Origin of the sequence: Paraburkholderia sp. (genome assembly GCF_049581445.1) — a bacterium.
GTDB lineage: Bacteria > Pseudomonadota > Gammaproteobacteria > Burkholderiales > Burkholderiaceae > Paraburkholderia.
Window position 1 is genome coordinate 11,433 of sequence record NZ_JBAURZ010000134.1, and the last position, 26,409, is coordinate 37,841.

The following is a 26,409-nucleotide window of genomic DNA, read 5'->3' on the forward strand; positions in this document are numbered from 1 at the left end:
ATAAGGGTTTCCAAGAAATACGCGGTGGTTGCCCCAGTCAGCCATGAATTTACGATTTTTGTTATTTCTGAAGTCGAAGCGGTCACCTAACCAGGGCTTTACATGAGGCTGGCGTTGGTTTTTGCCAACGCTCAACGCCTTGTCTGGCGTGCTGTCTGGCCGAATCGCGCCTGGTTGGCGACCGGCTCGTTGTCGCTTGCTGACTACTTGTTGGCCCGTTTGGTGGTCGCCTGACGCCTGCTTGATGGCCTCGAGGTGACCGCCTGGCAGCCGTTGAATGGCTCGCGGGGTGCCGCCACGCGAGAGTCTGAGCGCTGCGCGCGGCGACCGCTGGCCGCTTCGTCGAAAGGGATTTTGCTCCGCATGACCGATCCGCTGATTCCCGCGACGCTGGCGTTTCGCGACAACGGCACACCGTTTTCGCCCCAGCACGATGACATTTACCACAGCGCCGTGGGCGGTCTTGCCCAGGCGCAACACGTTTTCTTGCAGGGCAACGGACTGCCCGAACGATGGCACGACCGACGCATTTTCACTGTGCTGGAGACTGGCTTCGGCATGGGCATCAACTTCCTGATGACATGGGCCGCGTGGCGCGCCGACCCGGCACGTTGCGAGCGCTTGCACTTCGTTTCGACAGAAAAACACCCGTTTACACGGGCCGATCTGCTAGCTGCACACAGCGCGGTTGTGCCCGACGAGTCGATAGCTGCGCTAGCTCGGACACTCGTCGAAGCGTGGCCGATGCTCGTACCGGGCACCCATCGCCTCGAATTCGAAGGCGGCAAGGTTACGTGTACGCTCGTCTTCGGCGACGCTACGCAGACCCTTCCCACACTTTGGCTAAGGGCGGACGCTTTCTATCTCGACGGCTTCGCGCCTGCAAAGAATCCCGAGTTATGGACACCTGCTATTTTCAAATCGCTGGCACGCCTCGCCGGTGAAGGCGCCACCTTCGCCACATACACCAGTGCTGGTGACGTCAAACGCGCGCTCACACAGAATGGCTTTGAATACCGAAAAGTAGAAGGTTTTGGCTGGAAGCGCGCCATGCTGCAAGGTCATTTCGCGCCGCGCTGGCGCGTGCGTCGGCATGAACCACCGGCGCCGCTCGCGGTGCGGGAACGACATGCGGTTGTGATCGGCGCGGGTCTCGCAGGTTGTGCGTTGATCGAGCGGCTCACTGCGCGCGGCTGGCACGTGACCTGTCTGGAAAGGCACGCGGCCGTCGCGCGCGATGCATCCGGTAATCCGGCCGGTGTATTTCACCCGATGCTTTCGCGCGACGACAGCGTTGCATCGCGCATCACTCGTGCGGGGTTTTTGTATGCACTGCAGCGCTGGGATGCGCTCGTGCAAAACGGTCATCGTCTGACTCGCGGTGCTCCCGGGCTGCTGCAACTCGCTGCCAACCAAGAAGAAGCTCGCTTGATGGCCACCGCACTGGCGAGCTTTGCCTATCCATCCGAATACGTTACGTCACTTGGATTAGCGCAGGCAGAGCAGATTGCAAAGCTGCCGCTTGCACAAAGCGGCTGGTTTTTTCCGCAAGGCGGCTGGATTGATCCGGCATCGCTTTGCGCTGCACAATGCGCGGCGGCTGGCGATCTGATAGAGCGGCGTTTCGGTGTAGAGGTAGCGAAAGTCGAACATGAGGGCGACGAATGGAATGTGTTTGACGCCGGCGGACAAACGCTCGTTCGGGCACCGGTCGTGATCTTCGCCAATGCGCACCATGCTGCGCACTTGGCCGGCTTGCACTATGCCCCGACCCGCAGCGTGCGTGGTCAGTTGACCTTATTGCCTGCGGGCAGCGTTCCTTCGTTAGGCGTGCCTGTTATCGGCGAGGGTTATGCCGTGCCACTTTCAGATGGCATGACGCTGACCGGCGCGACCTATGACATTGACGATCCCGACGCCGCCCTTCAGTCGGCTGGGCAGTTAGAAAACCTCGAACGCGTCGCACGGATGCTGCCAACCTTGGCAAATGCATTTGACGCCGAACGGAGCGGCTCGCTTGCTGGGCGCGTCGCGTTTCGCTGTGTGACGAGTGATCGTCTGCCGATGATCGGCGCACTAGCCAATGAAGCCGCCGCGATCCATGACGCCGAGCGTTTACGTGGCGCCTGGCCGCTCGATCTGCCGCGCGCTACGGGTCTATATGGCGCGTTCGCCTACGGCTCGCGCGGACTGGTTTGGGCCGGTCTAGGCGCTGAACTGATTGCGTCGCAGATTGAAGGCGAGCCGTGGCCGATAGAACGTGATCTCGCTGAATATCTCGACCCCGCACGCTTTCTGTTGCGCGCGTTACGCCAAGGCACCGCGCGTTAGCGCGTCAAGGAATCACGGCAATGAGCAGCGGCGGCAACCGGCCGCCGCCTAAAAGTTATCCACTTCTGTCTGTGGATAACCGCTTTGATTGCAGGTGTAACTGATGTGGACGGCATGTGGACGTAAACGGGGTAACTTCGCCGCGCGTCAAAAACGCAAAAAGTTACCCAAGGATACGAGTCACAGTCGCACACACTGTGCAGCGGGTTGTGCGTTCGGCAACGCACTGATTCAGCTAGGTAAACCGGAGTTATCCACAGAAACGGAGGAGACTTGTTAACTGCTACTACGTATACATACAAGTAAACCAATAAACAGAAAGGCCGTCGCTTATCGACGCTGAGCGACACAGCAAATGGCCTGATAAAAGCATCGTTCAGAAGCTGCCAAACGAAAGTAGCGTCACGTTGAATGCCTGGGTCGCAGATAGTGGAACGACACCGTCATGCTGCGCGGCCATACTTGCGTAAGCTCAGGCGCGAGTGCTTACCTCGACTCTTCACTTCGTATGTGGACGCACGGTTTCCTCCAGGATCATGACGGTGAGAACCGGTCGGTTTTTCTTCTAAACACGCAAAAGAAGCCTATTTTTACCGCTCCCAGTACGGGTTCGAGCGTTTTCGATCTTGTCCGAAAAGCTATGGCACAATCGCCGTTCTTCTCGCGTCCTGCTTCGCATCAAACGGCGGACGCACCAAAGGAACGGTTCCTCGCGATCTGACTCTGATTCAGGACGGTGGCGTTCTTTCATCGTGCGGGATCCGTGCCGCCACAGTTCACGCTGTAACGGCACAACCGAATTCACCGTTTGCGAGTTCGTGGGTCCGGCGCGTTCAGCTTTCACCCGATCGGTGACATTTCGCAATGCTGGTCGGCCCAAAGCAAACCAGGCAATGAAGACATTGCGCGTTTGCACGCTCGCTGGTTTGTTCTGCGAGCAGGTGCCGCTAGTCGTTGCAGACAGCAACCATTTTGCATGCGACCGAAGTTGGCGCTTTAGGCTTCACTCCGGTCGACAAAGGAGACTGCACCACGATGACGTCGGCGTTTTCGTTTTTTCCCGGCTGGCCACTCTCACCCGATGCCATATTTTGGGCAGGACTCGCGTTATTCGCTGCGGGTCTGTGCGGTGAACTTTGCTATCGCGCGTGGCGGCTGCCACGCATTTCCGGTTACGCAGTCATTGGCCTCGTAGCCGGTGCCGCCGGCTTCGGCGTAATCGATTCCAATTCGGCGACTGCCGCGCGGCCTTTGCTCGATGTCGCGTTGGGTCTTCTGCTGTTCGAACTGGGTAGCCGGTTGGATCTGCGGTGGATGGGCCGTAATCCGTGGTTGATCCTGTCGAGCATTGCTGAAGCAACGCTCACGTTCGTTCTGGTCTTGCCGGTGCTGTTATTCCTGCATGTACCGCTGATCGTTGCGCTCGTGGTCGCCTCTATCGCCATGGCCACATCGCCCGCAATGGTGATCCAGTTGAAGACCGAGTTGCGTGCAGAAGGCCAGGTCACACAGCGTCTGATGACGTTGACCGCGCTCAACAGCATGTATGCAGTCGTGATCGAAAAGCTCGTGTCGAGCTGGATTCATCAGGAAGCCTACGGCAATGTGTTCGCCACGATTTTGCAGCCGCTTTATCTGCTGATCGGCTCGCTTGTGCTTGCGTTTGTGCTTGCCCGCACGTGCATATTTTTATATCGCCGGATGAACATGCAGGACGAGCATTCGTTCGTTGCACTGTTCGGTCTTGTGCTGCTGGCCATCGCCATCGCTCATCTGTTCAAGCTGTCGACTATTCTCAGTCTGCTGGTCGCCGGCATTATCGTCAAAAATATGGAAGCGCGTCCGCAATTGTGGCCGCAGCATTTCGGCACGGCAGGATGGCTGCTCACGGTGATTCTGTTCGTGCTGACGCTGACATCGTTTGAATGGAAAGACATTGGCATAGGCGGACTGGCGGCGCTGGGTCTGATTGTTGCGCGACTTGTCGGCAAGCTGGTCGGCGTGCTGGCCTTTGCCAAGCCAAGCGGATTGAACTGGAAGCAGGGCGTCGCGCTTGGTTTGTCGTTGTCGCCAATGTCAGCGCTGGCGTATCTGCTTGTAGACGACACATATAGCCTTTATCCGAATTTCGACCCGAGTTTGCGCGCTATCACGATGTGCTCGATCGTCGTGTTGCAAATCGTCGGGCCGTGGCTGGTTTATCGCAGTCTCGCGCTGGTGGGCGAACGGCGCGAGTGAAGAGATTTGTTGCGTGCTGCGCGCGCAATCCACATTTGAAAACGGCTGTTGCGGCAAGGCCCGCTCAGCCGACTTGAATCAGGGGACGTTATGTCACTCGAACGCTTCATCGATTCGAAACCGTTTACCTTCGGTATCGAACTCGAGATGCAGATCGTCAACACGCATGACTATGATCTGACCAAAGCGGCTTCCGACCTGCTGCGACTCATCAAGGATGAACCGATTCCCGGCAACATCACGCCGGAAATCACCGAGAGCATGATCGAACTCTCGACCGGCATCTGTACGTCGCATGAGCAGGCGTTGGCCGATTTGCGCAAGATCCGTGACACGCTGGTTGCCGCGGCTGACCGGCTGAACGTTGGATTGTGCGGCGGCGGCACTCATGCGTTTCAGCAATGGAGCGATCGGCAGATCGTCGATACGCCGCGCTTTCAGTACCTCTCCGAGTTGTACGGCTACCTCGCCAAGCAGTTCACGGTGTTTGGGCAGCACGTGCACATCGGTTGCCCGAATGCAGACAGTGCGTTGTATCTGCTTCATTCGATGTCACGCTTCATTCCGCATTTCATTGCACTGTCTGCTTCGTCGCCGTTCGTGCAGGGTGTCGATACCGGCTTTCATTCCGCGCGGCTCAATTCTGTATTTGCATTTCCGCTATCGGGCCGCGCGCCGTTCGTGCTGACGTGGGACAGCTTCGAAGAATATTTCTCGAAGATGGTTCATACGGGTGTCGTGAACAGCATGAAGGATTTCTACTGGGACATCCGCCCGAAGCCGGGTTTCGGCACCATCGAAGTTCGCGTGATGGATACGCCGCTCTCAGTGGATCGCGCCGCAGCGATTGCCTGCTACATCCAGACGCTCGCGCGTCATTTGTTGCTCGACAAACCGTTGACGCCGAAAGAGGACGATTACCTCGTCTACACCTTCAACCGCTTCGAAGCGTGCCGGTTTGGTCTCGCCGGCACTTGTATCGATCCGCAGACAGGCGAGCGCAAGACTATTTCGGAAGACATCATTGAAACGCTCGAGCGTATCGCGCCCCACGCGGATGCGCTCGGCTCGGGCAAGGCGCTTGCCGAAGTGGCGTCGATCGCCCGAGGTCAGGTCAACGATGCGACCTGGGTGCGCACGGTGTTCGAACATGAAAAGTCCCTGCACGAGGCCGTACGACAGCAGTGCTTGCAGTGGCGCGCGTAGTAAATGGGCGTGTGCGAGCCGTATCTGAACCCGCAAAATTGAATTTCTGCGGGTTTTTTTTCGACCTGTGATTTCCAGATCAGGGTTCCTTAGAAGTTTCTAAAGTTTACGTATACAAACGTAGTAGTAGTTAACAAGCATTGCATTGGCCTGTGGACAACTGAATAATTTCCTGCAAACTCAATGCTCTGCGTAAACGGTAAGTGGGCGGTTCGCAGGCGCAGTTAGCCGGTAAAGTGCGGATAACCTTGCAGGTGCAGGCAGGACGAAAGGACTTATCAAGAATCGGTGCACACGCTATTTGGGCGTTTTCCCGTGGTTATCCACAGGCGTCACTGGATAAGTTAGCTGTACGATTCTCCGCTCTCGCATAGAATGTCGTTTTCGCAGCTTCGATCCCGTTGCCTTGCCGGCCGGTTTCGCGACACGGTACGATGCCGGAGCATGCAAAAAGTGTTGTAGGGCGCGCCAGGCTTGGCGTGTCTGGCGGTATCAGTTTGAAGTAGTAGTTCAGTCCGTCCGTGATCCGGATGAGGCTGCCCCCATACAGGCTGCTGGCGTGTTTGGCGCCCGACGGCCAGCTACGCAGCGGCAAGCTGTCAATAACCAACGAAAGATTATGAGCGAAGGCGTATACGGAGAGCAGGCAACCGGGCGAGTCACCCACAGCCTATTGCGACTGAGCACGGCCATGCGAAGCCAGGCATGGGAGTGGGCGGAAGGTGCGGGCCTCACGCCCACCCAGGGCGAAATCCTCGTGCTGCTGATGCAACGCAAGGGCCCGATGCGTCTGGGCGAAATCGCGCGTGAAACGGCTTTGACCGCCGCGACCACGAGCGACGCGGTGAGTACGCTCGAAAGCAAGGGGCTGGTCGAAAAGCGCCGCGCGCTCGACGACGGCCGCGCGCTGGCGGTGCGTCTGACGACCCGTGGCCGCACGGCGGCCAAGCGCGCTGCTCAATGGCCGGACTTCCTCGCCAAGGCCGTGGGCACACTGCGCGACGACGAGCAGGCGATGTTTTATCGCACGCTGCTTAAGACGGTTCGTCAGCTCGAGGCGCAGGAAAACATCCCGTCGCACCGCATGTGCCTGACGTGCACACATTTCGAACCGAGCAAGAATCCGAAGAAGACGCCGCATTATTGCAAACTGCTCGACCTGAAAATGTCGGACACGGACGTGCGTCTCGATTGCTCGGTTCATGAGACGGCGGACGTCGCAACCCAGAAGAAAATCTGGAAGATCTACGCGCAGTAAGGCGAAATCCCAGCGTTCGTTAAACTGCCTGGCCGGTCGTGGCAGCCGCGTTGCGCGGCCTGCCGGGCCGGTGTTGCGCCGTGTAACGGCGTGTCTTTTGTCTATTGATGGTGGGATCTGCCGATGAATCACGAAGTTCTGGCCATTCGCCATGTGCACTTCGAGGATCTGGGCGGTCTCGAGTTGGTGCTGGGCACGCGAGGGCGGCCGGTGCGATACCTTGATGTGGGATTTGCCCGCATCGAAGCGCCGGATCCCGTCGCACCTTCGCTGATGGTCGTGCTGGGTGGCCCGATCAGTGCCAGCGACGACGCTCACTATCCGACGCTGGTGCCGTTGCTGTCGATGATCGAAAAGCGCATTGCAGCCGGCCTGCCGACCCTCGGCATCTGCCTTGGCGCGCAACTCATTGCGCGCGCTCTGGGCGCGCGGGTCTATCCCTCGGGCCATACCGAACTCGGCTGGACCCCGCTTACGCTGACTGACGCCGGACGGGTGTCACCGGTTCGTCATCTGGACGGCAAGCTCACCTCCATGCTGCATTGGCATGGCGATACCTTCGATCTGCCCACTGGGGCGACAAGACTCGCGTCGACACCGGCCTGCGAAAACCAGGCGTTTGTGTGGGGCGATCATGTGCTCGGCCTCCAATGTCACCCCGAGATTCGGGCCGACCGCTTCGAACCCTGGCTGATCGGCAATGCCGGCGAACTGGTGGCCGAAGGCATCGACGCGCGTGAATTGCGCGCTGATACCGCCCGCCTTGGGGCCCGTCTGGAAGAAGCTGCCCAGCTGATGTTCAACGAGTGGCTGGATCAGGTTGAGAAGAAAGCCTGATCGGTACGCAGTGCCAGGCGCATGGCGCCGCGCGCTGCGGGTGAGGCCTGACTGTTGCAAGTGGTCAATCTGCATGAGCAACTGTCCTGCAGCGAATCAAACGCAGTGCTATGCTCATTCGCTCCTCGGTCGATCCAGGGCGTAATCCATGAGCGCGCTTTTTTCCCCCCTCAAGCTGCGTAGTGTGACGCTGGCTAATCGCATCGTCGTGTCGCCGATGTGTCAGTACTCCGCCGAACGTGGCGAAGCCACCGCGTGGCACATGATCCATTTGGGCAGCATGGCGCTCTCGGGCGCCGGCATGCTGTGCATCGAAGCGACGGCGGTCGAGCCTGAAGGCCGCATTACCCCCGGCGATCTGGGCCTGTGGGACGATGCGACCGAAGCCGCGCTCGTGCCGGTGCTTGCCGCTATCCGCCAGTATTCTTCCATTCCGGTTGCGATGCAGCTCGGGCACGCCGGCCGCAAGGCGTCGAGTCATGTGCCCTGGGACGGCGGGCAGCTGATTCCGGTGGCCGAGGGTGGCTGGTTGCCGCATGCGCCGTCTGCGTTGCCGCACAAGGCCGGTGAGCAAGCGCCGCTAGCGCTCGACGCAGCGGGCCTTAACCGGGTCCGCGAAGCCTACGCCGCGACCGCCCGGCGCGCAGCTCGGCTCGGCATCGACGCGCTGGAAGTCCATGCGGCGCACGGCTACCTGGTACATCAATTTCTCTCGCCGATCGCCAATCAACGGACTGACGAATACGGTGGGTCGCTCGAAAACCGCATGCGTTTTCCGCTGGAGATCTTTGACATCGTGCGTGCGGCGTTTCCGGCGGACAAGCCGGTTGGTGTGCGCGTGTCGGCCACTGACTGGGTCGAAGGCGGCTGGACTCTCGACGATACGATTGCCTTTGCGCAAGAACTCAAAAAGCGTGATTGCGACTGGGTCGACGTGTCCTCGGGTGGCGTATCCCCGCTGCAAAAAATTCCGCTTGAACCCGGCTATCAGGTTCCATTTGCACATGCCGTTAAAAAGGCCACCGGTATGACGACGATCGCCGTCGGTCTGATTACCGATCCGTTTCATGCCGAGCAACTGATCGAAGAGGGCGATGCGGACCTGATCGCATTGGCGCGTGGATTGCTCTATAACCCTCGCTGGCCCTGGCATGCTGCCGCACAACTGGGTGCCACGGTTGAAGCACCGCCGCAGTATTGGCGTTCGCAACCCCGCGAACAAAAGGCCCTGTTTGGCGACATTTCGTTCGGACAACGTTGAGTCTTTAACTCGCACCTCACGCTAATGGTGTTTTGGCGGTTGAACGAAGCCATGCCAAGCGTGTACGATGCCGGTTGTGACGCATGTGCGTTGCAAGTCGACGCGGCGCTCGCAAGGCGCCGCGTTTGCTATTCGCGCCAGAAAACCGGCAAGCGTCGTCAAGCTGCGGTATTGGCGACACTCGAGATGTTCACCCCCAGCTCTTCACAAGGATTCGTTCAATGAGTTCACGCAGGATCGTCGTGCGCCGTTCGGGAGTGCATGGCAAAGGCGTGTTTGCTGTCGAACCGATTGCGGCAGGCGAGCGCCTGATTGAATACAAGGGCGAGCGGATTTCGTGGAAGGAAGCGTTGCGGCGTCATCCTCATAATCCGAAAGAACCAAACCACACGTTCTATTTCGCACTCGACGGTGGCGGGGTGATCGACGGTAAGGTGGATGGCAACAGCGCCCGCTGGATCAACCACTCGTGCGCTCCGAACTGCGAAGCGGAAGAGATCGATGGGCATGTTTATGTGCACGCGTTGCGCAATATCGCGGCGGATGAAGAACTGTTCTATGACTACGGTCTCGTGATCGACGCACGCCAGACCAAGAAGCTGCAGAAGGAATACGAGTGCCGCTGCGGCGCGCGTAAATGCCGTGGCACGATGCTGGCGCCGCCGGAGAAGAGCGGGAAGAAAAGCAAGAAGAAGAAATGACGCGGGGGCTGCACGAATGCAGCCCAGCCGCCAGTTGGTGGCGCTGCGAAGTTACAGATCGATCGGCGCCTGGTGCGCCGATTTCTTTGGCGCGCGGCGGATCACGGTGTCGCGCGGCGCGTCGGCTGCCGTGAGCGGAATCCGCACGATAAAGCGCGCGCCGCCATCCGGCGCATCTTCGTAATGCACGCTGCCGCGATGTAGCACCATGATGTCGTGAACGATAGCGAGGCCGAGACCGGCGCCGGTGTCGACACCGCTTTCGCTCTGACCGTCGCCGCGGAAAAAGCGCTTGAAGAGGTCGACCTGCTGCGCGAGTGGCACGCCCGGGCCGTTATCTTCCACGATGATCTCTGCCATCGGTACGTCATCTACCAGGCTTTGCGACACGGTGACGGTGATGCGGCCGCCGTCGAAGCGCGATGGCGGGACGTACTTCAGCGCATTGTCGAGCAGGTTGGCAATGACTTCGTGCAGCAGCACCGGGTTGCCGCGCGCGGTCAGCGGCCGATCATTTTCGGGGTCGTCCAGACGTTGGAAGCCGAGGTCCACGTGCACGCCCAAGGCGCGCGGTACCCATTCCGCGCCAGTTTCGAAAGCGAGCGCAGCCATGTCGACGTTCACGAAACGCGCTGCCTGCTCGCCTGGCTCTGCGCGTGCGAGTGACAGCAACTGGTTGCCCAGTCGCACCGCGCGGTCTGCTGCGGCCCGCAGTTCGCGCACGGCGGCGAGTGTATGTTGTGGATCGCGCGCAGTCGCGGCTTGCTCTGCATGCAGCTTGACGGCCGTCAGCGGGGTACGGAGTTGATGGGCGGCGTCGGCGATGAATTTGCGCTGCCCATCGAGCGCGGTTTTCAGGCGATCGAGCAGCGCGTTCAGCGCACCAGTCAGCGGCCGGATTTCGACCGGCACATAGGTTTCGTCAACGGGTTCGAGCGACGTGTGGGTCTGCCGGTTAAGCGAATCGGCCAGATCGGTGAGCGGATTGAGTTGCTGGTTGACCACCCGCCACACGATCACCCAGCCTGCCAGCAGCAATAACAGCAATGGCATCATGATCGCCACCAGAAACTCGGCGGCGATCTCGAAACGGTGCTCGACGGGTTGGCCGACCTCGATCACGATCGGATTCCCCGTTGGTTGATCCACTCGCACCTGGGCCACGCGGACGGTCACGTCGTCATGCTGCGTCTCGAACACATACGCGTAATGCATGATCCGAACATTTTTGCCTTGCAACGGCAGCTTCGGGTCGCCTGCGATTTCGGTGTCGCCATTGCTGATCCGGTAGACGAGTTTTTCGACGGGATCAGAGAACATGGCCTGGGCCAGCGGCGGTACGGTGACCTTCGCGTTGGGACCGGCGATCTGAATCTGCTTGGAGATGGCGGTGGCGAGATCGGCGAGCGAGCGGTCCACCACGTGCTGCGTGTATTGCCACGCGAGCCAGTAGGCGATCAGGCCGCTCATCAGAGCAAGCAGCGACAGGGGAGCAGCGAGGCGGCGCAGCAGCGTGCGACGCAGGCTATTCGCGGCCGGGTGGGGCATGGTCGAACGCGCGAGAAAGAGAAAGCGGCAAATAAGCACCGCAAAAAACCGCCGGACACCGGCAAAGCGCGCATTCGTGAGAGGAATGTGCGACGCCGGCACTGGCGTCGTCAGGCTATCGGGCCCCGATAGCACTCAGAGCCCGAACCTTCACGACCATTATGCGGCCTGACGGATTTCCTGCAACAGGTAGCCGAAGCCACGCACCGTGACAATTTCCACACGGCAGTTTTCGAGCTTTTTGCGCACACGGTGCACATAGACTTCAATCGCGGTATCGCCGAGATCGCCACCAAAGTGCGTCAGGTGATCTTGCAACTGGGCCTTGCTGACAACGCGGCCATGACGCAGCAACAGCATTTCGAGCACGGCGAATTCGCGCGGCGACAGTTCGAGCGGCTTGTCGTCGTTGAAGATGCGACGGTCGACGCCCGACAGGCGCACGCCGCCCAGCGAGACTTCGGGACGCGGCACATCGCCATGCGGGCCGCTGCGGCGCATTACCGCGCGGATTCGCGCTTCGAGCTCAGCCGGTTCGAAGGGTTTGAGCATGTAGTCGTCGGCGCCGGAATTCAGGCCCTGGACACGGTCGTTCAGTTCGTCACGTGCGGTCAGCACGATCACCGGCGTATGCCGGTTGCTCTGACGGAAACGCGAGAGCAGCGTCATGCCGTCGATGCCGGGCAGGCCCAGATCGAGGATCACGAGTTCATGGCGGTTTTGCGTAAGGGCCTGTTCGGCAAAAATGCCGTCGTGGACCATGTCGACCGTGAAGCCGGCTTGTTCGAGACTGCTTTGGATGCCGCGTGCGATAGGGCGGTCATCTTCGATCAGAAGGAGTCGCATGGGTTTCGCTCAAGTACAATGGGTTTAGGCTTGTTGGCACGCGGTTCGCCGGGGCGCCTGCTACACAGGATGCCAGGCGGCACCACCTTGCCTGCGGCCGTCAGGCGATCACGAAAATCATGTCCGATATAACGATCCACGAACTGGAAGCCGCGATCAACTTCTGGCGCGCCCGCTCACCTTCGAGCGGCGACGAACTCGTTCTGTGCAAGGAGGCAAGCGCGCTCTCCAAGCCGTATGCGCTGCTGATTGTACAGCGTCAGACCACGCTATCACCGGAAGCTTTGGATGCGATTGCCAGGGAAGCGTGGGATTCTTACGTTCGCCTTAAGAATGGCCTGTAGAAGTGAAGGATTGCGCGCAGAATAGCCTGCAAAGGGCTTTCATTAAACTTTTCGTAACAGACTCGCTGCGCTGCACGACCATCAAGTAGCGCCTCGCGCTACTGCGCCCCTTTTGCCGCCTGATCGATAAAACGGGCAAGCGCGATATCGCGCTCGGTGAGGCCATCGGCCTCGTGCGTGGACAGGGTGATGTCCACTTTGTTGTAGACGTTGAACCATTCCGGGTGATGGTCCATTTCCTGGGCCTTGATCGCCACCCGCGTCATGAAACCGAACGCCTCGTTGAAATCCGCAAAATTCAATTGCCGCTGGATCGCGTCACGACCCGTAACGGACTGCCAGCCGTGCAATTGACTTAGCCGGGTGGCACGCTCTTCCGGAGTGAGTTTTTGAATCATCAGAGACCTCGCTTGCTTGTCTGGATGGATACGTGGACGCGCTCGCGCAGGTAGCGCTGCGTGACCGGCACCGTGCGCGTCGTCCGTGCGTTGTGGGTGACAGGCACGATACCGGCGCATTGACCTATTTTTTCACGTATCGGCGCGCGCCGCAGTCGCGCGCCCTTGAACCGTTCTGTTTGGCATGAATAGAGCGAGAGCGCTGCGGAAGGCGCGCAGGATGAGCGTTATTCAATACCTACATGCGATGATTGTGCATAAAATACGTACTTGATGCGGAGATTTGTCATGCTTGAACTGGATCACTTCGATCTCGCGCTGTTGGAGGTCCTGCAACGCTTCGGACGCGCGACCCATCAGCAACTAGGCGAGCAGGTGCCGTTGTCACCGTCGCAGATTGGCCGGCGGCTGCAGCGCCTTGAGCAGGTAGGAGTCGTGGACGGTTATCGGGTGGTGTTGCGCCCGGAGAAGCTCGGCCTCGGCGTGACTGCGTTCACGAGCCTGAAGCTCAAGCATCACGGCGATTCGATCGTCGAGCAGTTCCAGCAACAGATTGATGTGCTACCCGAGGTGCTGGAATGCCACGCGGTGGTGGGCGATGCGGATTACCTGCTGCGCATCGTCGCGCCGGATCTGAACGCGCTGTCGTCGTTCGTGATGAAAAAACTGATGCGGGTACCGGGTGTGGACAGCGTGCGCTCGAACATCGTGCTGACCACGTTCAAGCGCAACGGGCCGCTGCCATTGGGACATCTGGCGCCAGGCGCGGCCTCCGGTTGAAGCAACACACCGGAGGAGGGCCCGACTTACCAGACCGGCGGCTCTCCTTCGAAGGACCTCGCCGGTTGTTTCATTCAAGCCGTCTGTAATGGCTGGGTGTGAGGACTGAGCAGATCGACATACGCCACCGCCACCAGATCCGACTCCGGCACACCTAGCTTGGCGAACATCGCGTGGGCTTCGGCGTGGCCGCCTTCCTCGTCGTCGTCCTGCGCCAGCAACACTTCAAGTTCGACAAAGTCGCCCAGGCCATCCACCCGGTCGAGGTGAATCCGCGTGCGTCCCGTGATGTAGACGTGCCGCTCTTTCGTGACGATGCCGCGGGTGGTCAGCGCGGTGGCGAGCAGCGAATGCATCGCCTCCGGGTTGGTCACGGGGCTGCGCGTGTAGTACGACGCCTTTGGACCGTCTCGGTCGTCGCGCTGATAGAAGATCAGTTCTGCGGGGGTGCCGTCGTCAAACTGACGTAGCTTCAGGCGTCCGCGCGGCACATCGTAGAAAAAATCCTGCTGGCGGAAGATAAGCGGAGCCTCGGACGAAAGTTCGGCGGCGCGTTCGCGAAGCTGATCGAATTGCTGTGCGCGGGCTTTGATTTCGATGTTGCGTGCCATGTCAGGCTCCTGTCGAAGGATGGATTGGTCGGCGGCCTCAGGTGGGGCGTGGTACAGGTCGAAGCGCGCCAGGAAGGGCAAACTTGGATGAAACGAAAGCAAAGGCGGGGCGCGAAGAAAAAAAGCGCGGTTGCGCGCAAACCCTGTATCTAGCAAAAAGCGCGTGACGATGCTGTTAAGTCGTCAGAGATTGTTCGCGTGCCCACACAGTCGTCATGAGTGTGGCTCATATCGCCCATTGCTGCTCGATCAGCTTGAGGGCGGCGGCGATGGCGGGCTCGTCCTTGCGGGCGTCCAGCGTGACGAAGCTTAACTGGGTGGGGACGGTGATGCCGTCGACGATGGTCAGCGCGTGGGCGTGGGCTTCGGCGATTGCGATGGCATCGCGCGCGAGCGTCAGACCCACGCCGGATTTCACCAGATCGAGCATGGACGGCTCCTGATCTACCTCGGCGACTTTCACGGGTTTGACGCCCGCTTCGGCAAAGCAGCGCGACAGCAAGCGGTTATGCGCCGAAGCGGGCGGCGTCCAGATCCACGGTAGCGCGGCGAGCGAGCGCCAGTCGCGCGCAGTTTTCACGCGGTCTTTCCAGCCGGCGGGCGCTAGCACGCGGTATTGGAAATGGGTGAGCGTGACTGCATGGAAAATGGCGCGCTCGCGCGAGTCATCGTCCGCGGGCTGGCCGATGTAATAGCCCACGTCGAGTTCGCCGGCGCGAATCTGATCAAGGACCCAGCCGGACATGCCATGTCGCAGGGCTGTCTCGATGTGAGGCCAGGTCTCGACCAACTGTCTGAGGAAGCCGCCAAGACGCAGGAATTCCGGGTCGAGAATCGTGCCGATGCGCAGACGGCCGCGGACTTCGTGCCGTAGGGATGCGGCTGCGCGCTGGACGTCACTGGCGGCAGTGAGCGCGCGCTCGGCATGCGGGAGGAGCGCCTGTCCGTCGCGGGTTAGGGCAAGGCCGTGCGAGGTTCGCGTGAATAGCGTCAGGCCGAGTGTTTCCTGCAGGTGCTTGATTTGCAGGCTGACGGCTGGTTGGGTGAGATGCAGTTGCACAGCAGCACGAGTGAGGTTGCCCTCGTTGGCTACGGTGACGAATGCTCGCAGTAAGGTCAGGTCCATGTGGTGATATTAGCGCGGCTTATGAGATGGTTGAGGTTTACTCATTGGATTTGGGGGCCTGTCGGCGGGTAGGCTTGGGTTTTCGGGTTTCTTGTTTTGTTTTTTTGATCTGTTTGCTGTTTGTGTTGCGGTTGTCCTTGTGCTGGGCGGCGCGCAGGTTTGGTTGCCTTGCGGTGTTGGCCGTTCCTTGTTCTGTTATTGGTTTATTAGCGTTGCCCCTGTGCGGGGCAGCCCTTACTTTCTTTGCCCCCCCAAGGGGACTTCCTTCGGGGCGCGGCCGCAAGGAAAGTAAGCAAAGAAAGCGGCTCACACCGCCAGCCTGTAGGTGTCCACCACTCTCGCAATCCGGGAGTGGTTCGAGACGAGATCGGCCCTCGCACTCCTGGCGTCCGTGGCACAGCAGTCATTCATCCCGTCCACGCACTGCGTGCGCGCCGGATGGGTCTGCGGAGTTGACGGTCGCCGCGTGTGCTAGTTTGGCATTTCTCTTTATCAAGTAGTGCGTACGATAGAGGACAGGCTTGTAACGTGTAGTGGTCATGCCTGGAGGCTTGCAGTGAACTATGCAGAACATGTTATGCCCGTCGGCGGGGCGCGCAGCGCGACGCTGGAACGAATGAGTGCTGCGTCACTAACGCGAGTTGTGCGGGAGACAATCTCGTCTCGGACCACTCCGGTTTCAAACAAGAGGTGGACACCTACAAGCTGGCGGTGTGAGCCGCTTTCTTTGTTTACTTTCTTTGCGGCCGCGCCCCGAAGGAAGTCCCCTTGGGGGACAAAGAAAGTGAGTGCTGCCCCGCACAGGGGCAACGCAAATAAACCAATATCAAAACAAGAAAAGGCCAACACCGCAAGCCAACCAACCCAACAACAAAACAAGAAAACCCCAACACCAGACAGTAAGCAAGCAAATCGCCACAAAGCCTGAACAGCAACGAACGGCCTGTTACGGAGACACAAAATGAACACCCAATCAGAACCACGTAGTGCCAACCCGAGAACATTGGAAGGCGAATTCGACTACGTCATCGTAGGGGCCGGCACAGCGGGCTGCGTACTTGCAAACCGTCTTAGCGAAGACCCGGAAACATCAGTACTGCTACTGGAGGCTGGGGGCAAAGACGACTACCACTGGATCCATGTGCCGGTAGGCTACCTGTACTGCATCGGCAACCCGCGCACAGACTGGCTCTACAAGACCCGCGAAGAACCCGGCCTGAACGGCCGCGCACTCTCTTATCCACGCGGCAGAGTCCTCGGCGGCAGCTCTTCAATCAACGGCATGATCTACATGCGCGGCCAGCGTGATGACTACGATGAATGGGCCCGCGTCACCAACGACACCTCATGGGCCTGGAATAACGTACTGCCCATCTTCAAGCGCAGCGAAGACTACCACGGCGGAGCCAGCGAATCGCATGGCGCAGGCGGCCCTTGGCGCGTCGAAAAACAACGGCTCAAATGGAAAATTCTCGAGACATTCTCGCAGGCCGCGCAGCAAACGGGTCTACCCGCCACGGATGACTTCAATCGCGGTGACAACTCCGGCGTCGGCTATTTCGATGTCAACCAGAAACGCGGCATTCGCTGGAACGCGTCGAAGGCATTCTTGCGCCCCGCGCTCAAGCGCCCGAATCTGACCATCATCACCGGCGCACTCACGCAGCGCGTCGTGTTCGAAGGGCGGCGGTGCGTCGGCGTCGAATATCGCGGCAACGACGTCGACTATCTCGCCAAGGCGCGCTGTGAAGTGATACTAAGCGCCGGTGCGGTCAACTCGCCGCAACTGCTCGAACTGTCAGGCATCGGCAACGGCACCCGGCTGCAAAACCTCGGCATCGAAGTCGTCCAGGATCTGCGCGGCGTCGGTGAGAATCTCCAGGATCACCTGCAATTGCGGATGGCTTACAAGGTCGATGGCGTGCGTACGCTCAACACCGCCTCCGCGCACTGGTGGGGCAAGCTGATGATTGGCTTGCAGTATGTGCTGTTTCAGAGCGGTCCCATGTCGATGGCGCCGTCGCAGCTGGGCGCTTTCGCAAAATCCGACCCCAACGACCGTTCCCTGACGCGGCCCGATCTCCAGTATCACGTGCAACCGCTGTCGCTCGAACGCTTCGGTGAACCCTTGCATCGCTTCAATGCATTTACTGCGTCCGTGTGCCATCTGCGCCCAACCTCGCGCGGCAGCATTCATATTGTCTCGCCACAGGCGAGCGCCCCCCCGTTGATCGCACCCAACTACCTCTCCACGGATTACGACCGTCACGTCGCGGCTAATGCGCTGCGTCTGACGCGCCGTATCGCCGCCGCGCCGGCGCTCGCGCCTTATAGGCCGCAGGAGATCCTGCCGGGCATCGAATTCCAGAGCGAGGAAGAATTGCAGCAGGCGGCCGGGAAGGTCGGCACGACCATCTTTCATCCGGTGGGCACCTGCCGCATGGGCACCGCGGATGACCCGGCGGCCGTCGTCGATCATCGCCTGCGCGTGATCGGTGTCGACGGTCTGCGCGTGGTCGATGCGTCCGTCATGCCCACCATCACGTCGGGCAATACGAACTCGCCGACGCTGATGATCGCCGAGCGCGCAAGCGACATGATTCGTGAGGATCGTCGTGCCCGGCTGGCCGGTCAAGAATCCGCGGCACGCACTGCCTCACCGGTGACTATTGCGTGAGACGCAAGCTTGGTGCGCGCCACGGCCCGTAGGCGCGCATCGCATACTAAGTGCAAATCCCAATGAATGCGCTGCATCATTGGCGCGACAATGGCGCGTTGCTACGTGGCGCGCCGTGGATGACTATCCGCATTGGTGCACCACGCCAACGAATGGCGCGGGGGTGCCGTCGTCATCACACGTCGCGCAGCCTTTCGCGCGGAAGATCGTAATGTTTCGCCTCACTTCGCATGGAAGGGAACATGATTCTCGGCGATACGATTCTCGAGACGCGCGGGCTGACCAGAGAATTCAAGGGTTTTGTCGCCGTCAATGGCGTCAACCTGCGTGTGCGCAGGGGGTCGATCCATGCGCTGATTGGCCCGAATGGCGCGGGTAAAACGACTTGCTTCAATCTGTTGACCAAATTTCTGGTGCCCACGTCGGGCCAGATCGTCTACAACGGCATTGATATCACGCGCGAACGGCCCGCACAGATTGCCCGGCGCGGCATCATCCGCTCGTTCCAGATTTCTGCAGTATTCCCCCATCTGACAGCGTTGCAAAACGTGCGCATTGGTCTGCAACGTCAGCTTGGCACGGCCTTTCACTTCTGGAAGAGCGAGCGCACGCTGCGTCAACTCGACGATCGCGCCATGGATCTGCTCACCCAGGTCGGTCTGACCGATTTCGCGGATAGTTTGGCGGTCGAACTTTCCTACGGCCGCAAGCGCGCGCTTGAAATCGCCACCACGCTGGCAATGGAACCGGAGCTGATGCTGCTCGATGAACCCACGCAGGGTATGGGCCACGAGGACGTGGATCGCGTGACTGCGCTGATCAAGAAAGTATCAAGCGGCCGCACCATCCTGATGGTCGAACACAATATGAACGTAATCGCCGGCATTTCGGACACCATCACAGTCCTGCAACGCGGCGAAGTGCTCGCCGAAGGCACGTACGCCGAAGTATCGAAGAGCCCGTTGGTAATGCAGGCGTATATGGGCAGCGCCGACGCTGCGCTAGCCGGAGCCCATGCATGAACACCATGGCTGAGCGCGAGAGCGTGGAGGTGAGCGGTGTCCCGGCTGCCGAACCTGCGTTGGAGATTGCTGGTCTGCAGGCGTGGTACGGCGAATCCCATATATTGCATGGCGTCGATCTGAGCGTGAACCGCGGGGAAGTGGTCACCCTGCTGGGGCGCAATGGCGCGGGCCGCACGACTACGTTGCGCGCGATCATGGGTCTAACCGGCCGGCGCACCGGTTCGATCCGCGTGGGCGGGCGCGAGACGATCAATATGCCGACGCATCGCATCGCGCACTGCGGCATTGGCTATTGTCCGGAAGAGCGCGGGATCTTTTCGAGCCTGTCGTGCGAAGAAAATCTGCTGCTGCCGCCGCCGGTCGGCGACGCTGCGCACATGATGTCGCTCGACGAGATCTACGCAATGTTTCCGAATCTGCAAGAACGGCGCGTGAGTCAGGGCACGCGGCTTTCTGGCGGCGAACAGCAGATGCTGGCCGTGGCGCGCATCCTGCGCACCGGCGCGAGTCTGTTGCTGCTCGACGAAATATCCGAGGGCCTCGCACCGGTGATCGTGCAGGCGCTCGCACGAATGATCATGACGCTCAAGGCGCGCGGCTACACCATTGTCATGGTCGAACAGAATTTCCGCTTCGCTGCGCCGCTCGCTGACCGCTTCTATGTGATGGAGCACGGGGGCATCGTAGAGCACTTCAACGCAAGCGAACTCGAAAGCAAGATGCCGGCACTACACGATCTGCTCGGCGTGTAGATGTTCGATTGCCTCTGATAACCACAAGCAAGAAAACAAGGAGACAGGAATGAAAATTAAAACCCTCGCGCGGCTTTCAGCGTTCTGCTTTGCAGCAGCGGCCTGCGTCGCGCTGACCGCGGGTGGTGCGCGAGCCGCCGACGATTCAGTCAAGATCGGCTACATCACCGACCTGTCGGGCCTGTATGCAGATATCGACGGGCCGGGCGGTCTCGAAGCGGTTCGTATGGCGATCGCCGATTTTGGCGGCAAGGTCAACGGCAAGCCGATTGAACTGGTCTACGCTGACCATCAGAACAAGGCCGACATTGCCGCCTCGCGGGCGCGCGAATGGTTCGACCGCGACGGCGTTGATATGCTGCTCGGCGGCACGAACTCGGCGACCGGCCTGTCGATGAATCAGGTGGCGGCCGAAAAGCACAAGGTCTACATCAATGTAGGCGCTGGGGCGGACACGCTGACCAATGAGCAATGCACGCCGTACACCGTCCACTACGCGTACGACACGACGGCGCTCGCCAAGGGCACTGGTTCGCAGATAACCAAGCAGGGTGGCAAGACGTGGTTCTTCCTGACTGCGGATTATGCGTTCGGCAAGGCGCTGGAAAAGGCCACCGCAGAGGTGGTGAAGGCCAACGGCGGCCAGGTGCTCGGTGACGTGAAGCATCCGCTGTCGGCGTCTGACTTCTCGTCGTTCCTCTTGCAGGCGCAGGCTTCGAAGGCGCAGATACTCGGTCTCGCGAATGCGGGTGGCGACACGGTGAATTCGATCAAGGCCGCCAAGGAATTCGGCATTACGAAGACCATGAAGCTGGCGGCGTTGCTGATCTTCATCGACGACATCCACAGCCTGGGTCTGGAAACCACTCAGGGGCTCGTGCTGACCGATAGCTGGTACTGGAACAAGGACGCTACCGCGCGCAAATGGGCGGAGCGCTACTTCGACAAAACGAAGAAGATGCCCTCGAGCCTGCAGGCCGCCGACTACTCAGCAATCACGACGTACCTGAACGCAGTCAAGGCAGTCGGTTCGACGGATTCCGACAAGGTGATGGCCCAGTTGAAGAAGATGAAGATCGACGACTTCTACGCCAAGGGCTACATCCGCGAGGACGGCAGCATGATCCACGATATGTACCTGATGCAGGTGAAGACGCCGGCTGAATCGAAAGAACCGTGGGACTACTATAAGATCACCGCGACCATCCCTGGCGATCAGGCCTTCACGACCAAGGCGGAAACACGCTGCGCGTTGTGGAAATAAGCGCTGGCTAAGCTGTCTGCCTGCTGGCGCTTCGCGGCTCGGGCGCAACGGGCAGACGCAATGGTTCTTAACGGTGGGTGCGGGCAGAGAGCGTCCGCACACGGCCGGATCGCGTACCTCTCGATCTCGCCTTGACGACGGGTTAAGGGTTCAATGGAAATCTTTGGCATTCCGCTATCGGAGATGCTGAGCCAGTTGCTGCTTGGGCTCGTGAACGGCTCGTTCTACGCGATCCTGAGTCTGGGTCTGGCGATCATCTTCGGCCTGCTCAACGTGATCAACTTCGCTCACGGCGCCTTGTTCATGCTGGGCGCGATGCTCACGTGGATGGGGCTGGCGTATTTCAATCTGCCGTACTGGGTGATGCTCGTACTGGCGCCGCTGGTTGTCGGCGCGTTCGGAATCGTCATTGAACGTTCGATGCTGCGCTGGCTGTACAAACTCGACCATCTGTACGGGCTGTTGCTGACCTTTGGTCTGACGCTGGTCGTGGAAGGCGTGTTCCGCTCTATCTATGGGTCCTCTGGACAGCCCTACGACGTGCCTGAGGCGCTGTCCGGTGCTACCAATCTCGGCTTTATGTTTCTGCCGAACTATCGCGCGTGGGTCGTGCTGGCATCGCTGGTGGTGTGCTTCGCGACGTGGTTCGTGATCGAGAAAACACGCCTGGGCGCATACCTGCGTGCCGGTACTGAAAACCCAAAAATGGTCGAAGCGTTCGGCGTCAACGTGCCGTTGATGATTACGCTCACCTATGGTTTCGGCGTGGCCCTCGCCGCGTTTGCCGGGGTGCTGGCCGCGCCGGTGATCCAGGTGTCGCCGCTGATGGGCCAATCCATGATCATCACCGTGTTCGCCGTGGTCGTGATTGGCGGGATGGGTTCGATCATGGGCTCGATCTTGACCGGACTCCTGCTGGGCGTGATCGAAGGGTTCACGCGGGTGTTCTACCCGGAAGCCTCGGCTACCGTCGTCTTTGTCATCATGGCGCTCGTGTTGCTCGTGCGTCCGGCGGGTCTTTTCGGCAAGGAAAAATGATGCAAAGAAAAGCACTCTACGGGCTGCTGCTGCTCGTGCTTCTCGCGGTGCCGTTCATTGGCATCTACCCATTGTTCGTGATGAAGGTGCTGTGCTTTGCGTTGTTTGCCGCGGCGTTCAACCTGTTGATCGGCTACACGGGCTTGCTGTCGTTCGGTCATGCGATGTTTCTGGCCATGGCGGGTTACACCACCGGCTATGCAATCCAGGCGCTCGGCTACTCACCTGAGTTGGGAGTGCTCGCGGGCACGGCAGCGGCTACGCTGCTCGGGCTTATCGTCGGGTTGTTTGCGATTCGCCGCCAGGGTATTTACTTCGCCATGGTGACGCTCGCGCTCGCGCAGATGGTTTATTTCGTGTTCTTGCAAGCACCATTCACGCATGGCGAGGATGGACTACAAGCGGTGCCACGCGGCAAGCTGTTCGGGATGCTGGACCTGTCGTCCGATCTCACGCTGTACTACGTCGTGCTGGTGGTGATGGTGCTGATGTTCCTTCTGATCGTGCGTATCGTGCATTCGCCGTTCGGGCAGGTGCTGGTGGCGATCAAGGAGAACGGACCGCGCGCGGTCTCGCTCGGCTACGACACGGATCGCTTCAAGCTGCTTGCGTTTGTGCTGTCCGCGGGCATTGCCGGATTGGCTGGATCATTAAAGGTGCTGGTGCTCGGTTTTGAGACCTTGAGTGACGCTTACTGGACCATGTCAGGGCTCGTGATCCTGATGACGCTGGTGGGCGGCATGGGCACGCTGTTCGGCCCATTGCTGGGCGCGGCGCTGATCGTTGCACTCGAGGACCGGCTTGGCGACATTGGCGGTGCGTTGACTTCATGGACAGGGGTTCAATGGTTCGATTCGCTCGGCGAATCGGCGACCATAGTCACGGGTTTGATTTTCATTGCCTGCGTGCTCGCGTTCCGGCGTGGCATTGTCGGAGAGATCGTTGCGCGGGTTCGACCGTTGCGTTCGTGATGGGACGAGGACCCGCCGTGCACAATTAGTTCGGTGTCCGACGCAAAGTGGCGAGTGGGTCGCTAAGAGTCGTTAATAGGCGGCTGGCGGCTGATGTAGCAAAACTAGCAAAACGTGCCCCAATACAGTGCTGCGATGCACCACTAGGGTAAATGCTAGTTGTCCGGATGGGGGCGGTTGTTTAATCTTCACCCAGTTCTGATGAACACCGAATTTGCAGGTGGAGAACGAGGAGACATGAGGCACTAAGTGCCCAGACGGAAGCGCTGTTGGATTGATATCCAACAGCGCTTTTTATTTGTGCTTTCATGAAATTGCTCGTTGAGTTTCATACTCGTTTTCGCGTCAAATCGATCCTCGTTTTTGCGGCCTCGTCCGCTGCCTCTTCACCCTCACTGATCCTTGCAAGACGCTTGCCGCAGGCGTCAGGCCTCCGCTAAACTCGCCATTCGCTAACCGCTGGGCTGGGGTTTTAGCCGTCAAATGAGCAGGCTAACAAGGCTGAGAAATCGGCGGGCAAACGAGCGGGTAAATTCAATTCAAGCGAATTAACAGGTAGCACGAGGAGCGGAATGAATTCGGCATTGCGATGGATGAGTGCGGCATGGGTAGCCACCGGTATTTCGGCGGCATTAAGCGGCCATGCATTCGCGGACGTGAAAATCGGAGTGACCGTGTCGGCGACGGGTCCGGCGGCCTCGCTCGGCATTCCTGAGAAGAACACGATCGCGTTACTGCCGAAGCAGGTGGCGGGGCAGAAAATTGATTACATCGTGCTTGATGACGCCACGGACTCCACCCAGGCCGTCAAGAACGCCCGCAAGCTCACTAGCGAAGACCACGTCGATGCAATCGTCGGCTCCACGGTCGTGCCGAACTCGCTCGCCATGATCGATGTCGCCGCAGAAACATCAACACCGATGATCTCAATGGCCGCAGCGGCCTCCATCGTCGAGCCAATGGATGCAAAGCGCGCATGGGTGTTCAAGACGCCGCAGAACGACATCCTGATGGCCACAGCCATCGCTCAGCACATGGCGAATCACGGCGTGAAGACGGTGGCGTTCATCGGCTTTGCTGACGCGTATGGTGAGAACTGGTTCAAGGAATTCGGCAAGGCGGCGGATCTGGCGAAGATCAAGATCGTGGCCAACGAACGCTTTGCGCGCACTGATACATCAGTCACCGGCCAGGTGCTGAAGATGATGTCGCAGAACCCCGATGCCGTGCTGATTGCAGGCGCCGGCACGCCCGCCGCGCTGCCGCAGAAGACGCTCAGGGAGCGAGGCTACAAGGGCAAGTACTATCAGACGCACGGTGTGGCCAACAACGACTTCCTGCGCGTATGCGGCAAGGATTGCGAAGGCACCTTCCTGCCTGCGGGTCCGTTGCTGGTTGCCGACCAGTTGCCCGACGCGAATCCCGTCAAGCAGAGCGCGCTGGCTTATAAGCACGCGTACGAAGCCGCGTACGGCGCGGGTTCGGTGTCCACCTTCGGCGGTCACGCGTGGGATGCGGGCCTGTTGCTGCAACGTGCAATTCCAATCGCGCTGCAGAAGGGACAGCCCGGGACGCCGGCCTTCCGGGAAGCGCTGCGGGCGGCGCTCGAAAGTACTAAAGACCTGCCAGCGTCGCACGGCATCTTCAATATGAGCGCCAACGACCATGCCGGTCTCGATCAGCGGGCGCGTGTGATGGTGGAGATCGTTGACGGTAAGTGGAAGCTCGCCGGCGACTGAGCGAAAGCGACGCTACGAATTGATGGGTATAAAAGGCGCGTGCAGTTGACGTGCCTTTTTTGTTGCTCGCAGACATCTGCATGAGCAGCAGGGAAAACCATGCTTGGCACACCAGGACGTGGTCACTAGATTCAGACACTCGGCCCAGAAGCCGGATCATAGCGGGCAACACGCGATAAAACGATAAACGCATCAGGCGTTCGGAGACAGGCAATGAAAAAGACAGGGCAGTGGGCCCGCGCAGCTATCGCGCTCACGCTGATGTGTGGCGCGAGCGGGGTATTCGCGCAGATCAAGATCGGGGTGACGGTGTCGGCGACGGGGCCGGCCGCATCGCTGGGGATTCCTGAGAAGAACACCATTGCGTTGCTGCCGAAAGAGATCGGCGGCAAGAGCGTGCAGTACATCGTGCTCGACGATGCAACGGACCCAAGCAAGGCGGTGCAGAACACTCGCAAGCTGATCGACGAGGATCATGTCGACGCGATCATTGGGTCCACCGTGACGCCGAATTCGCTCGCCATGCTCGACCCCGTTTCGGAGGGCAAGACGCCGATGATTTCGATGGCGGCGTCGGCGGCGATCATCGCGCCCATGGACGCAAAGCGCGCATGGGCCTTTAAGACGCCGCAAAACGACAGCCTGATGGCTGACGCGATTGCGAACTACATGGAGCGGCACGGCGTCAAGACGGTGGGTTTCATCGGGTTCTCGGATGCTTACGGCGAGAACTGGTACAACGTCTTTAGCGCGGCGGCGTCTGCGCATCATTTGAAGGTGGTTTCCAACGAGCGCTACGCCCGCACGGATACGTCAGTGACAGGACAGGTGTTGAAGATCGTCTCGTCGGATCCCGACGCGGTGTTGATTGCGGGTTCCGGGACGCCGGCGGCGTTACCCGCCAAATCGCTGAAAGAACGCGGTTACAAGGGCAAGATCTATCAGACGCATGGTGTCGCCAATAACGACTTCCTACGCGTGTGCGGCAAGGATTGCGATGGAGAACTGCTGCCTGCAGGCCCGATTCTAGTCACGGAGCAATTGCCGGATTCCAATCCAGTGAAGAAATCGTCTGCTGCTTATAAAGGCGCATATGAGAAGGCCTACGGCGTGGGCTCCGTGTCGACATTCGGCGGCCACGCATGGGACGCAGGGCAGATGCTGCAGCGGGCGATTCCCGAGGCGTTGAAGACGGCTCAGCCCGGGACACCAGCGTTCCGCGAGGCACTGCGTAGCGCGCTCGAGAACCTGAAGGATCTGCCACTCGCGCACGGCATCATGAACACCACGCCGACCGATCACAACGGTCTCGACGATCGTGCACGGGTGATCGTGGAGATTGTGGACGGGAAGTGGAAGCTGCAAAGCGATTGAAGACGCAGAGGGCGCGGCGCTGCGCTTTTTTGTGGTCGATAACAATGTGGCAAAAACCGCCGCGCCGTATTCCGACGCGGCGCT

The 26,409-nt window shown here is 59.8% G+C and carries 22 protein-coding genes; 17 read left to right on the forward strand and 5 right to left on the reverse strand.

Features of this window, described 5'->3' with window-relative positions:
- Positions 1-363: 363 nt before the first annotated feature.
- The 7 genes from mnmC to WCA85_RS12455 all read left to right on the forward strand — a co-directional run bounded on the left by mnmC (position 364) and on the right by WCA85_RS12455 (position 9,832).
- Positions 364-2,331 (forward strand): bifunctional tRNA (5-methylaminomethyl-2-thiouridine)(34)-methyltransferase MnmD/FAD-dependent 5-carboxymethylaminomethyl-2-thiouridine(34) oxidoreductase MnmC, encoded by a 1,968-nt coding sequence (mnmC, locus tag WCA85_RS12425; RefSeq protein ID WP_424064223.1) that lies wholly within the window; start codon positions 364-366, stop codon positions 2,329-2,331.
- A 1,035-nt stretch (positions 2,332-3,366) separates the two neighbouring features.
- Positions 3,367-4,569, forward strand: a complete 1,203-nt coding sequence (locus WCA85_RS12430) for a cation:proton antiporter (RefSeq protein ID WP_424064224.1) — start codon at positions 3,367-3,369, stop codon at positions 4,567-4,569.
- 90 nt (positions 4,570-4,659) lie between these two features.
- Positions 4,660-5,775, forward strand: coding sequence for a YbdK family carboxylate-amine ligase (locus WCA85_RS12435; protein WP_424064226.1), 1,116 nt, complete (start codon positions 4,660-4,662; stop codon positions 5,773-5,775).
- A 619-nt stretch (positions 5,776-6,394) separates the two neighbouring features.
- Positions 6,395-7,033, forward strand: coding sequence for a MarR family winged helix-turn-helix transcriptional regulator (locus WCA85_RS12440; RefSeq protein WP_424064228.1), 639 nt, complete (start codon positions 6,395-6,397; stop codon positions 7,031-7,033).
- Between the two features lie 123 nt (positions 7,034-7,156).
- Positions 7,157-7,870 (forward strand): glutamine amidotransferase, encoded by a 714-nt coding sequence (locus WCA85_RS12445; protein ID WP_424064230.1) that lies wholly within the window; start codon positions 7,157-7,159, stop codon positions 7,868-7,870.
- Between the two features lie 148 nt (positions 7,871-8,018).
- The gene (locus WCA85_RS12450) at positions 8,019-9,131 is read left to right on the forward strand and encodes an NADH:flavin oxidoreductase/NADH oxidase (protein WP_424064232.1); all 1,113 of its coding nucleotides are present in this window, start codon (positions 8,019-8,021) and stop codon (positions 9,129-9,131) included.
- A gap of 221 nt (positions 9,132-9,352) precedes the next feature.
- Positions 9,353-9,832, forward strand: a complete 480-nt coding sequence (locus WCA85_RS12455) for an SET domain-containing protein (RefSeq protein ID WP_424064234.1) — start codon at positions 9,353-9,355, stop codon at positions 9,830-9,832.
- A 51-nt stretch (positions 9,833-9,883) separates the two neighbouring features.
- On the opposite strand, the gene WCA85_RS12460 is transcribed toward WCA85_RS12455, so the two are convergent.
- Positions 9,884-11,380, reverse strand: coding sequence for a sensor histidine kinase (locus tag WCA85_RS12460; protein ID WP_424064236.1), 1,497 nt, complete (start codon positions 11,378-11,380; stop codon positions 9,884-9,886).
- 159 nt (positions 11,381-11,539) lie between these two features.
- Positions 11,540-12,226, reverse strand: a complete 687-nt coding sequence (locus WCA85_RS12465) for a response regulator transcription factor (RefSeq protein ID WP_027815974.1) — start codon at positions 12,224-12,226, stop codon at positions 11,540-11,542.
- Positions 12,227-12,345: 119 nt separating this feature from the next.
- Here WCA85_RS12465 and WCA85_RS12470 point away from each other — a divergent pair, with 119 nt between their 5' ends.
- Positions 12,346-12,570, forward strand: a complete 225-nt coding sequence (locus WCA85_RS12470) for a DUF3717 domain-containing protein (RefSeq protein ID WP_424064238.1) — start codon at positions 12,346-12,348, stop codon at positions 12,568-12,570.
- A gap of 98 nt (positions 12,571-12,668) precedes the next feature.
- On the opposite strand, the gene WCA85_RS12475 is transcribed toward WCA85_RS12470, so the two are convergent.
- Complete coding sequence (locus tag WCA85_RS12475; RefSeq protein WP_424064240.1) at positions 12,669-13,088, reverse strand: 4a-hydroxytetrahydrobiopterin dehydratase; 420 nt, start codon at positions 13,086-13,088, stop codon at positions 12,669-12,671.
- Between the two features lie 168 nt (positions 13,089-13,256).
- Here WCA85_RS12475 and WCA85_RS12480 point away from each other — a divergent pair, with 168 nt between their 5' ends.
- Positions 13,257-13,748 carry an Lrp/AsnC family transcriptional regulator gene (locus WCA85_RS12480; protein ID WP_424064241.1) on the forward strand — a complete coding sequence of 164 codons (492 nt, stop codon included), beginning with the start codon at positions 13,257-13,259 and terminating at the stop codon, positions 13,746-13,748.
- 74 nt (positions 13,749-13,822) lie between these two features.
- Here the strand turns inward: WCA85_RS12480 and WCA85_RS12485 are convergent, their stop codons facing one another.
- Both WCA85_RS12485 and WCA85_RS12490 read right to left on the reverse strand, forming a co-directional pair.
- The gene (locus tag WCA85_RS12485; protein ID WP_424064243.1) at positions 13,823-14,359 is read right to left on the reverse strand and encodes a class IV adenylate cyclase; all 537 of its coding nucleotides are present in this window, start codon (positions 14,357-14,359) and stop codon (positions 13,823-13,825) included.
- A 226-nt stretch (positions 14,360-14,585) separates the two neighbouring features.
- On the reverse strand, positions 14,586-15,485 hold the full coding sequence (locus WCA85_RS12490) for a LysR family transcriptional regulator (protein WP_424064245.1): 900 nt from the start codon (positions 15,483-15,485) through the stop codon (positions 14,586-14,588).
- Between the two features lie 961 nt (positions 15,486-16,446).
- On the opposite strand from WCA85_RS12490, the gene WCA85_RS12495 reads away from it, so the two are divergent.
- The 8 genes from WCA85_RS12495 to WCA85_RS12530 all read left to right on the forward strand — a co-directional run bounded on the left by WCA85_RS12495 (position 16,447) and on the right by WCA85_RS12530 (position 26,325).
- The gene (locus tag WCA85_RS12495; protein ID WP_424064247.1) at positions 16,447-18,162 is read left to right on the forward strand and encodes a GMC family oxidoreductase; all 1,716 of its coding nucleotides are present in this window, start codon (positions 16,447-16,449) and stop codon (positions 18,160-18,162) included.
- A gap of 242 nt (positions 18,163-18,404) precedes the next feature.
- Positions 18,405-19,184, forward strand: coding sequence for an ABC transporter ATP-binding protein (locus WCA85_RS12500; protein WP_424064248.1), 780 nt, complete (start codon positions 18,405-18,407; stop codon positions 19,182-19,184).
- Positions 19,181-19,939: an ABC transporter ATP-binding protein gene (locus tag WCA85_RS12505; protein ID WP_424064250.1), complete on the forward strand. Its 759-nt coding sequence runs from the start codon at positions 19,181-19,183 to the stop codon at positions 19,937-19,939. The genes WCA85_RS12500 and WCA85_RS12505 overlap by 4 nt, the downstream gene beginning before the upstream one ends.
- Before the next feature lie 49 nt (positions 19,940-19,988).
- Positions 19,989-21,203, forward strand: coding sequence for an ABC transporter substrate-binding protein (locus WCA85_RS12510; RefSeq protein WP_424064252.1), 1,215 nt, complete (start codon positions 19,989-19,991; stop codon positions 21,201-21,203).
- Positions 21,204-21,356: 153 nt separating this feature from the next.
- Positions 21,357-22,241 (forward strand): branched-chain amino acid ABC transporter permease, encoded by an 885-nt coding sequence (locus tag WCA85_RS12515; RefSeq protein ID WP_424064254.1) that lies wholly within the window; start codon positions 21,357-21,359, stop codon positions 22,239-22,241.
- Positions 22,241-23,212, forward strand: coding sequence for a branched-chain amino acid ABC transporter permease (locus WCA85_RS12520; RefSeq protein WP_424064256.1), 972 nt, complete (start codon positions 22,241-22,243; stop codon positions 23,210-23,212). The genes WCA85_RS12515 and WCA85_RS12520 overlap by 1 nt, the downstream gene beginning before the upstream one ends.
- 572 nt (positions 23,213-23,784) lie before the next feature.
- Complete coding sequence (locus tag WCA85_RS12525; RefSeq protein ID WP_424064258.1) at positions 23,785-24,951, forward strand: ABC transporter substrate-binding protein; 1,167 nt, start codon at positions 23,785-23,787, stop codon at positions 24,949-24,951.
- A gap of 213 nt (positions 24,952-25,164) precedes the next feature.
- Positions 25,165-26,325 carry an ABC transporter substrate-binding protein gene (locus tag WCA85_RS12530; protein WP_424064260.1) on the forward strand — a complete coding sequence of 387 codons (1,161 nt, stop codon included), beginning with the start codon at positions 25,165-25,167 and terminating at the stop codon, positions 26,323-26,325.
- Positions 26,326-26,409: the final 84 nt, after the last annotated feature.